Source organism: Spirulina sp. CCY15215 (genome assembly GCF_016888125.1).
GTDB lineage: Bacteria > Cyanobacteriota > Cyanobacteriia > Cyanobacteriales > Spirulinaceae > CCY15215.
This window is the reverse complement of record NZ_JACSWA010000326.1, coordinates 1-8,658: the sequence shown is the minus strand read 5'-3', so window position 1 is coordinate 8,658 and position 8,658 is coordinate 1. Positions and strand designations below refer to the sequence as shown.

9 protein-coding genes are annotated in these 8,658 nt (G+C 40.0%); 7 read left to right on the top strand and 2 right to left on the bottom strand.

Features of this window, described 5'->3' with window-relative positions:
* Nucleotides 1-358: 358 nt before the first annotated feature.
* Both JUI58_RS06285 and JUI58_RS06280 read left to right on the top strand, forming a co-directional pair.
* On the top strand, nucleotides 359-1,465 hold the full coding sequence (locus JUI58_RS06285; protein ID WP_204102904.1) for a DUF262 domain-containing protein: 1,107 nt from the start codon (nucleotides 359-361) through the stop codon (nucleotides 1,463-1,465).
* Nucleotides 1,462-2,112: an MAE_28990/MAE_18760 family HEPN-like nuclease gene (locus tag JUI58_RS06280; RefSeq protein WP_204102903.1), complete on the top strand. Its 651-nt coding sequence runs from the start codon at nucleotides 1,462-1,464 to the stop codon at nucleotides 2,110-2,112. The genes JUI58_RS06285 and JUI58_RS06280 overlap by 4 nt, the downstream gene beginning before the upstream one ends.
* 79 nt (nucleotides 2,113-2,191) lie before the next feature.
* Here the strand turns inward: JUI58_RS06280 and JUI58_RS06275 are convergent, their stop codons facing one another.
* Nucleotides 2,192-3,409, bottom strand: coding sequence for a septal ring lytic transglycosylase RlpA family protein (locus tag JUI58_RS06275; protein WP_204102902.1), 1,218 nt, complete (start codon nucleotides 3,407-3,409; stop codon nucleotides 2,192-2,194).
* 196 nt (nucleotides 3,410-3,605) lie between these two features.
* Here JUI58_RS06275 and JUI58_RS06270 point away from each other — a divergent pair, with 196 nt between their 5' ends.
* The 4 genes from JUI58_RS06270 to JUI58_RS06255 all read left to right on the top strand — a co-directional run bounded on the left by JUI58_RS06270 (nucleotide 3,606) and on the right by JUI58_RS06255 (nucleotide 6,768).
* Nucleotides 3,606-4,496, top strand: a complete 891-nt coding sequence (locus JUI58_RS06270) for a PhzF family phenazine biosynthesis protein (protein WP_204102901.1) — start codon at nucleotides 3,606-3,608, stop codon at nucleotides 4,494-4,496.
* Between the two features lie 30 nt (nucleotides 4,497-4,526).
* Complete coding sequence (locus tag JUI58_RS06265) at nucleotides 4,527-4,991, top strand: DUF6575 domain-containing protein (RefSeq protein ID WP_204102900.1); 465 nt, start codon at nucleotides 4,527-4,529, stop codon at nucleotides 4,989-4,991.
* Between the two features lie 85 nt (nucleotides 4,992-5,076).
* Nucleotides 5,077-5,535 carry a heavy metal-responsive transcriptional regulator gene (locus tag JUI58_RS06260; RefSeq protein WP_204102899.1) on the top strand — a complete coding sequence of 153 codons (459 nt, stop codon included), beginning with the start codon at nucleotides 5,077-5,079 and terminating at the stop codon, nucleotides 5,533-5,535.
* Between the two features lie 129 nt (nucleotides 5,536-5,664).
* On the top strand, nucleotides 5,665-6,768 hold the full coding sequence (locus JUI58_RS06255) for a metallophosphoesterase (protein WP_204102898.1): 1,104 nt from the start codon (nucleotides 5,665-5,667) through the stop codon (nucleotides 6,766-6,768).
* Here the strand turns inward: JUI58_RS06255 and JUI58_RS06250 are convergent.
* A complete protein-coding gene (locus JUI58_RS06250; protein ID WP_204102897.1) occupies nucleotides 6,765-8,015 on the bottom strand; it encodes an FIST N-terminal domain-containing protein in 1,251 nt (416 codons plus the stop codon). The genes JUI58_RS06255 and JUI58_RS06250 overlap by 4 nt on opposite strands.
* A 187-nt stretch (nucleotides 8,016-8,202) precedes the next feature.
* Here JUI58_RS06250 and JUI58_RS06245 point away from each other — a divergent pair, with 187 nt between their 5' ends.
* Nucleotides 8,203-8,424, top strand: coding sequence for a Calvin cycle protein CP12 (locus JUI58_RS06245; protein ID WP_204102896.1), 222 nt, complete (start codon nucleotides 8,203-8,205; stop codon nucleotides 8,422-8,424).
* The last annotated feature ends 234 nt before the right edge of the window (nucleotides 8,425-8,658 follow it).

Here is an 8,658-nt window from a genome sequence, read left to right as displayed (position 1 = left end):
AACTAGCTTCGCATTCCCAGGTGTCGTGACCCAAATAACGTAGTACGCGGGGTACTTAGTCTGGTCAGAATGGCTTGTCAGATTTCTCTTTCAAGCCCTCACGCCTTTAGGTTGAGGTTCCTGACACTTCAGTCTTTTGGTACTCAGCGAACGAGGGTTCGAGCAATATTTATTGAGTTTACCCTCAGATGAGGTTAAGCGGTTCGATTTTAGCTAGGGTTATTGTACCGATTGCGTGTCGCGATCGCACGGGTCGATCTCGATTTGGGGGATTTTTTCCCGAATTTGGGGGATTTGGGGGGATGCGATCGAGATAGATTAATATTTAGGTAGATTAATATTTAGGACTTCTGAAATTATGTCTCTACAAGAAGAAATTGACAAAACAAGACAAGAAATTCGGACAGATGGTTACTCCATGTCTATTGGTGAATGGCTCAATCTTTATCAGAGTGATGAAATTGATATTCACCCAGATTTTCAACGATTTTTCAGATGGTCAAAACGTCAAAAATCAATTTTTATAGAATCAATTCTTTTGGGGATACCAATCCCACCCGTTTTTGTCAGCCAAAGAGATGATGGGATTTGGGATGTTATCGATGGCTTGCAAAGACTTTCAACAATATATGAATTTGTAGGTCTGATTAAACCGATAGATCCAGAAGATGAGATACCTTTTTCTCTACAAGAAACCACATATCTACCTTCTCTAGAAGGAAAAAAATGGAACGATCCAGACGATCTAAAAAACTCTTTAACTCAACCACAACGTTTGTTAATAAAACGCGCAAAAATCGCAGTCAATATTGTTGAAAAAGAAAGCGATGAAATGATTAAATACGAACTATTTCAACGGCTCAATACAGGAGGCTCAATTGCAACACCACAAGAAGTGCGAAATTGTATTCTTTTAATGCTAAACAAAAAAATGTATCACTTGATACGCTCCCTTGCAGATAATGAGTTGTTTAAAAAATGTATTGCTTTGAGCGATCGGCTCTATGAAGAGCAGTATGATATGGAATTAGTATTGCGTTTTGTTCTTCTTTTTAATAAAGACGAGGAGGAGCTAAAACAATTAGGAGGAGATGTACATATTTTTTTAACAGAGAGTATGCGTACAATGGCTAGTCAACAAGATTGGGATAGCAGTAATATAGAAAATGCGTTCAATCAAACTTTCAAGACTCTTGATAACATAATGGGCGATGATAGCTTTAAACGATATAAATTAGAGGGGGATAGATTTCTAGGAGGCTTTTTATTATCTGCCTATGAGGTAATAGCATTAGGAATTGGATATCATTATCAAAATCCTCCTCCAACTGATGAAATACCAAGTCGAATTAAAAGTATTTGGTCTCATGAAACTTATAAAAAATGGTCGGGAGCCGGAGTTAATGCGACTAGGCGCTTACCCTATCTTATTCCTCTCGGTCGGGAGATATTTTCTCCATCATGAAAATCCAAACTTTAGAAAAACTTAACGATAAATTATCTGGCGATCTTGCTTGGCGAAAGAGAGAACTTGCAGCAATGAAATCTTTAATTGCAACAACAAGTTTTACGCCACGAAAGCATAAGGCATTAGTTCGTAGTGGAGTATGTATTCTGTATGCCCATTGGGAAGGTTTTATCAAATTTGCAGCCAACGCTTATTTAGATTACATTAGGTTTAAAAAGCTCAAATATAAAGATATTTCTAGTAATTTTTTGGCTTTAGCGATGAAAGAAAAACTTACTGAAGCAAAAGAAACGAATAAACCATCTTTGTATATCCCTGTCTGTGATTTTTTTCTTACCGAACTAGAGCAAAGATGCAATCTACCCAAAGATATAATATCTACAGAATCTAATCTTTCTTCTGAGGTTTTAAAAGAAATAACACGAATTTTAGGAATAGAGTTTTCCTTTTACTCTACAAAGTGTGTCTTAATTGATACACAACTTTTAAAAGCAAGGAATAGTATTGCACATGGCGATTATTCATCAATTGATAGTGCAGGATATATGGAGTTACACGAAGAAGTTATTGCAATGATCGAGACATTTCGCAATCAGATTGAAAATGCGGCTATCCAGGAAAAATTTAGGCAAAATTCATCTTAACTCTCTAAGGTTATTTCTTGTACACCCAGCTTGGATTCAGGTATTTTTGCAAAACTGAGATGTACCCAGTATAATAAATTTACAAATCCGTCATAATCACTGCCCGATAAGGAATGACTCCCGATTTTTTACTCTGTAAACATCGGGCAACCCCTCGAGATAAATCGAGAGTACGAGGATAAATATAGGGTCCGCGATCGTTAATGCGAACAATTATAGTTTCTTGATTTTCTAAATTGGTAACTTTCAAATAAGTATTGAAGGGTAGATAAGGATGTGCTGCGGTAAAGGCTTCTTGGTCGTAGATTTCTCCATTGGCAGTAAGACGACCATGAAAATAAGGACCGTACCAAGAAGCAGTTCCCTGAAATTCTTGAGAGGTTTCGGTAATGCGATACATTTGTTCTTGTGCATTCACCAGACGTAACGGTTCGACCCCTAAGGCCGTGCGGAGGGTATTCACCCAGTTAATCAGGGCTAATTCTATATTTTCATCATCATTGAGGACGAAAGAACTATCTGCTACAAATAAGAGACGATCGCCCATCATAGCGGCAGGATATTTGCCCAAAATGGCAGGTTTGATGAGATTGGGATCGAAGTCAGTATCTGCGAGAACTTGTTGTAAACGCGAGGCAATTAATTTGATTTGTTTCGGGTTTGTTAAGGCGATCGCAACTTTCCCATCGATAAGAATGCGATATTCTTCAGGAGAAATTTGCGAGGGAGAAATTTGCGAGGTTGGAGAATACCAAACATTCACTAGATGGGTACTCGATCCAAAAGATTTTGGTTGAGGAGAAATCGGCGGATCGATGGTGACAACTGGAACAGAACGATCTCGATCTAAGTCGGGTTCAGGCCAATCAAAAATATTTTGTACTACTTTTGCCAATCGTCCCCGCAAATGCAAGGCTGAAAAGTGGGGTTTGGGTAGATTAATATTGGGAACCTTGGGTAATTGCGACCATTGTTCCGTTTCTTGGGACACCGGAGGACAAAAAGCACGTTCTGAGGAACGATCCCAAGCAATTTTTTTGCTGGCTAACTCCCAAGGAACATTACTTATATCTGGTTTTCCTGTATCATTCCAAGAACGATATTGTAGGGAACGCCCTAACAATACCCCTGAAGTCAAAGAAGTTTCAGGATTTACAATCGAAAGACCTTCAGTAACGTTGCCCAGATTGTTTGTCTCGATCGCCAGGACGCGATCGCCCTGTCGGTTGAAACTGGGCGTTGAAACGAGGACAATCCCTAAAAAGGAGGCAACCCAAGAGGTTTTGAGAAAGAACATGAGTAATGATTCCTAGTGTTACGCACATCGGATCGGCAAAGCGACTCTCAGTATACAAAAATTTCGGGATCGGTGTTGAACTAATTGGGGATCGTTGCCCCTCATCTCGCAAACTTCTCTAGATTATAAGCATATTTACTCAAGACAATGATAAGTTATAGTAACTGAAATGATGAGAATTAATAAACTAAAAGAGATGTCCGAGCAGATTTTTTACATTGTTGATGTCTTTGCCATCGATCGCTATACGGGGAATCCTTTGGCGGTTTTTGCCCAGGCAGAGGGATTAAGCGATGGCGAGATGCAGATTTTGGCTAAGGAAATGAATTATTCGGAAACGACGTTTATCCTGGGCGATCGCCAAGTCAATAATGGCTATGACGTGCGGATTTTTACACCCCAAAAAGAATTAGATTTTGCGGGACATCCTACCCTCGGGACTGCTTATATTATTTCTCAGTATTTCCAGGATGCTTCGCGATCGCCAATCAATCTCAATCTGAAGGTGGGACAAATTCCTGTCACTTTTGAAGAGGAGGGAGAAAACCCCCTATTGTGGATGCGGCAAAATTCTCCTTCTTTTCAGAAAGAATATCCTCCCAAGGCGATCGCGGAATGTTTATCACTAAATCTTGAAGATATTGATTCTCGTTTTCCCATTCAGGAAGTTTCTACGGGAATTCCTTTTATTATGGTTCCACTTAAAAATCATACTGCTCTTAAACGCGCTCGAGTGGATCGCGATCGCTGTTTTAATTTCTTTTCAGCTACTGAAACTCAAGAAATATTGATTTTTTGTCCAGAAACCTATTCTCCAGAAAATCAGTTAAGCGTGCGTGTTTTTTGCGAGGCATTTGGCATTTCGGAAGACCCAGCCACGGGTAGCGCTAATGGGTGTTTAGCAGGATATTTAGCACGATATAATTATTTTGGCGATCGCCCTGTCGATATTCGTGTTGAGCAAGGTTATGAGATAGATCGCCCTTCTTTACTGTTTTTAAAAGCAACAAAAATAAATGATACAATTGAAGTATTTGTCGGGGGAAAAGTTTTTCAGATTGCCAAGGGAGAGTTGTTAAAATCATGATGTTATTAAGAAGCTATTGGAGAACTAGAAGTGGAATTCAAATATCAAATATATTTATTAGTTGCATGGAAATTACAACAATTCCCTCTAAATTTGACATGGATTTTAACTTTAGAATATTTTGAGGGAGAATTACTTTCTCTGTTTGAAAATGAGGAAGGAGATTTTTATCTTTATTCTTGGTGCGATTGCAAAAACTCATGTAATCGTTGGCTGGTTTTCAGGATTACTCCAAAGAGTTTACAGGAGTATATCGAGAGAAAAAAAACATTTCGAGATTTAATGTTAAATCCTGTCGATCGCTTTTTTTACGCTTTGGATATTGATGACGATCGCACTATTGTCAATAGTTTTTTAGTTCCTTGCGATCGCTTACCCGAACTTTATATTCCTGAAGTAGATTCATTCTACAGTTTTTCAGATTTGCATCCAGCGACCCAAGAGCGCGATCGCAAGATAATTCAAGAAAAAGTGTATAATTTTAGTCTGATTTAATCGCGATTGTATTTCTATCTCCTCTCAAAAAAAACAGAGCGATCGCGCTAAAATAAGAACAAATTCTCATCTTAGGAGAAGTTTTATGCAAACAAATCTAAAAGAAGCAGAAACAATAGCGATCGCCCCAACATCAGCACAATTACTAAAAATCGGACAGGTTGCTACCCAAAGTGATTTCTCTGTCAAAACGATTCGTTATTATGAAGAACAAGGTTTGCTTATTCCTGTCGTAATGCGATCGCCAACGGGATATCGCCTCTTTAAACCCGCAATTTTCAATCGCTTAGGGTTTATTAAACGCGCTCAATCTCTAGGGCTAAGTTTAAATGAAATTGGTGAAATTTTAATTATTCGCGATCGCGGAGAACTTCCCTGCGGTATGGTAAGAAAACGGCTTTTGCTCAAACAGAAAACAATTCACGAACAAATAGAAGCCTTAGAAATCTTGCGATCGGAGTTACAATATATTCTCTCAGGATGGCAAGAAAAACCCGATCGCGATTCCTTCGATCGCACCATTTGCCCCAACATTGAAACCTGAAAAATTACAACTACTTACCTATCAACTATCAACTACTTACCTATCAACTATCAACTATCAACTATCAACTATCCACTCTCAACTATCCACTCTCAACTATCCACTCTCAACTATCAACTCTCAACTATTATGACTAACTTTCGTTTTGCGATCGCCAGCGATCTGCATATTGCTCTTCCTCATACCATAAACTTTAACAAACCACGTTTTCACTTAGTTGAAGCTAGTATTCCCATCTTTGAAGCCATTTTAAATCATTTAGAACAACTCGATCTTGATTTTCTCCTCTTACCTGGAGATTTAACCCAAGATGGAGAATCTGATAATCATAAATGGTTACAAAAGCGCCTTAAAACTTTTCCTTTCCCTGTCTATGTTATTCCGGGAAATCACGATGTTTTAACACCATTACCCAACAAAAATAATATTGGTTTCCATGAATTTCCTCAGTATTATCGCCAAGCTGGTTATGAGAACTGCGAGAAACTATATTACAGCCGAGAAATATTACCCAATGTTCAATTAATTGCTCTTAATTCTAATCAATTTGATGCCAAAGGGAAACAATTAGGTTGTTTAGATATAGAACAATTAGAATGGTTAGATCGAGTTTTATTAGAAGCGCAAAATAAGTTTATTCTGGTAATGATTCATCATAATGTTATCGAACATTTACCCGATCAATCCCAACATCATATAGGCAAGCGTTATATGCTTGATAATGCGCCCATTTTACTCGAAAAATTACGCAAAGCGGGCGTTCAGTTAATTTTTAGCGGTCATCTTCACGTTCAAGATATTGCCGAACAAGCAGGGATTTATGATATTGTTACGGGGTCTACCGTTGGTTATCCTCATCCTTATCGTATTTTGCAGTTCTCGCAATGCGATCGCGGCACAAAACAGTTAAAAATTGAATCTTTTCAGATCGAAAATGTACCCAATTGGCAGAATTTGCCCCAAATCTCTCGAGAGCGAATTGGCGAACATTCATACCCATTCATGCACCGCTTATTAACACTACCTCCTCTCAACTTAGCTGGAGAAGAAGCCGAAAATCTTGCGCGAGACTTGCGCTATTTTTGGGCTGATGTCTCTGCTGGCGATCGCCAATTTGATTTCTCAGATTATCCCGAATCAGTAAAAACTTATTTAGAATCTTTCGGTGCAATAGATCGGGACAGAAAACCTCTCCAAATTGATAATAATGCCCTGCTAGTTTTGCAAAATTAATAAAAAATTGCAAATACCGACGTATAACCGTGTAAAAAAGTCCCTCCTGCCACGGGTCCAATTTCGCCGTTGCAAAAGAAGCCTCCGATCGGAATATCACCTAGATGACTCTGAAAAAGTCGAGAATCAAAATGAGGTTTCCCGTATAAACCCTCTCCTCGACCCAAACAAGAAAACATTAAAGCACCCACCGCCGATCGCCCTGACTGCTGTTCCAATTGATAGCGACCTAAAAGCACATCGAGATCCTCCTCAGAAGTCCGCGCATCGCGTAAATGGAAGCGAAGACGCTGACCAGGACGAACCCGATCGCCAATAGCAACGGCACCCACATTCGGATCGACTCCAATCAAATTGCGAATCAAAAAATCTCCTTGATGGAGATCGGTTTTAAACTCATCTCGAGCCAGTCCAACAAACAAAGAATTTTGCGCTAAGACGCGATCGCTTTCATCCAAAGTGTGTAGTAAATTTCGCAGTGCGACTAAAGTAGGTTGAGATTCCCCTTCCGTTGTTGTTTGACCAAATTCAGCAATTTGTAAAATTACATTGCGTTGTCCTTGAGTCACTTGATAAGTTTGACCGATGGGACGACAGCCTTGAGCAACAATGGTTTTAACAGTAATGTCACCGCTTAGAGCAACCCCCACAGTTCCTTCGCGATAGAGAGACGATCCCGAATCTCCCGAAGCATAATAAAACAAACCGCTTGGTCCTCCCATTGCCCCATTGCTGGCTAATCCCCCCACCTTAACCGAACTCGGATAGGCAAAATCCAATCCTTGCAACAAGTCCGTAATTTGGGCAGAAAAAGGGTCAGCGAGTAAAATAAAACTGGGGTTCTCCTGGGGATCGACCCCCATTAACTCGCACCAATGACTCGGAGAACTGTCCAAATCTGGTAAAGTCTTTTGAGTAATCTGGAAAGGGTACATTTTAACCCCAGGTAGAGAAGCAACACTCAAACTTAACGCGGGATTAGCTTCAATTTCCAAAGATTCTCCGCGATCGCCAATGCCGACGACTCCTCCTCCTCCGCAGCCAATCAGCACTTGGAATGGTAATTGCTCCAATAGTAACGGCACTAAACGCGGATATTCACTCGCATAAGCAGAAGAAATAAACACAATCCCTAAATCGGGAGTTGTCGATAAAGATTGCTGAACAGTTGCCACCACCTCGGCGATCGCAGCTTCAAGGGAGGGTCGAGTGGAAAGGGCATTCACCCATTGGATTTGTGCGTTCATGGGGTTAAATATCATTAAATCTTAAAAAATCGGGATCGATAGAGGTTGAGAAAATTCGTTAGGATATTAATTAAGGGGGAGAGTAGTTTCAATTCAAAGCATAACAGACCAACTCGCTCCCGATTTCACTAAAAGTTAAGACTGCCTTAGTCTTTTGTCCTTTCAAAATCACTGGAATAAACCCATAATGAGTAACATCCAAGAAAAAATTGACCAAGAACGCGATCAGGCACGAGCAGTTTGCAGCACGGAAGGAGCGACTTCCTCCGAATGTGCAGTAGCGTGGGATGCGGTGGAAGAATTACAAGCCGAGGCAGCCCATCAACGCGAAGAAAAACCCAAAAGTTCCCTCGAAAAGTATTGCGATGATAATCCCGATGCAGTAGAGTGTCGTATTTACGATGATTAATAGCTAAATAGCATTTTGTTTTACGGGAAGAGCAGGAAATCTCAATATTGGGGTTTCCCGCTATTTTTTTTGCGATCGCCAGACTTTATAATGACAGTTAATGCAGCCAATATTCCCCTTGAGTTGATTCAGCCACCATGACTCAAACCTCTCTCCTCAAGCCGACATCCCCCGATCGCCATATTGTTCATTATGGTCTTACTTGGCCACAGTTTAAGCTCATTCAAGCGGGCT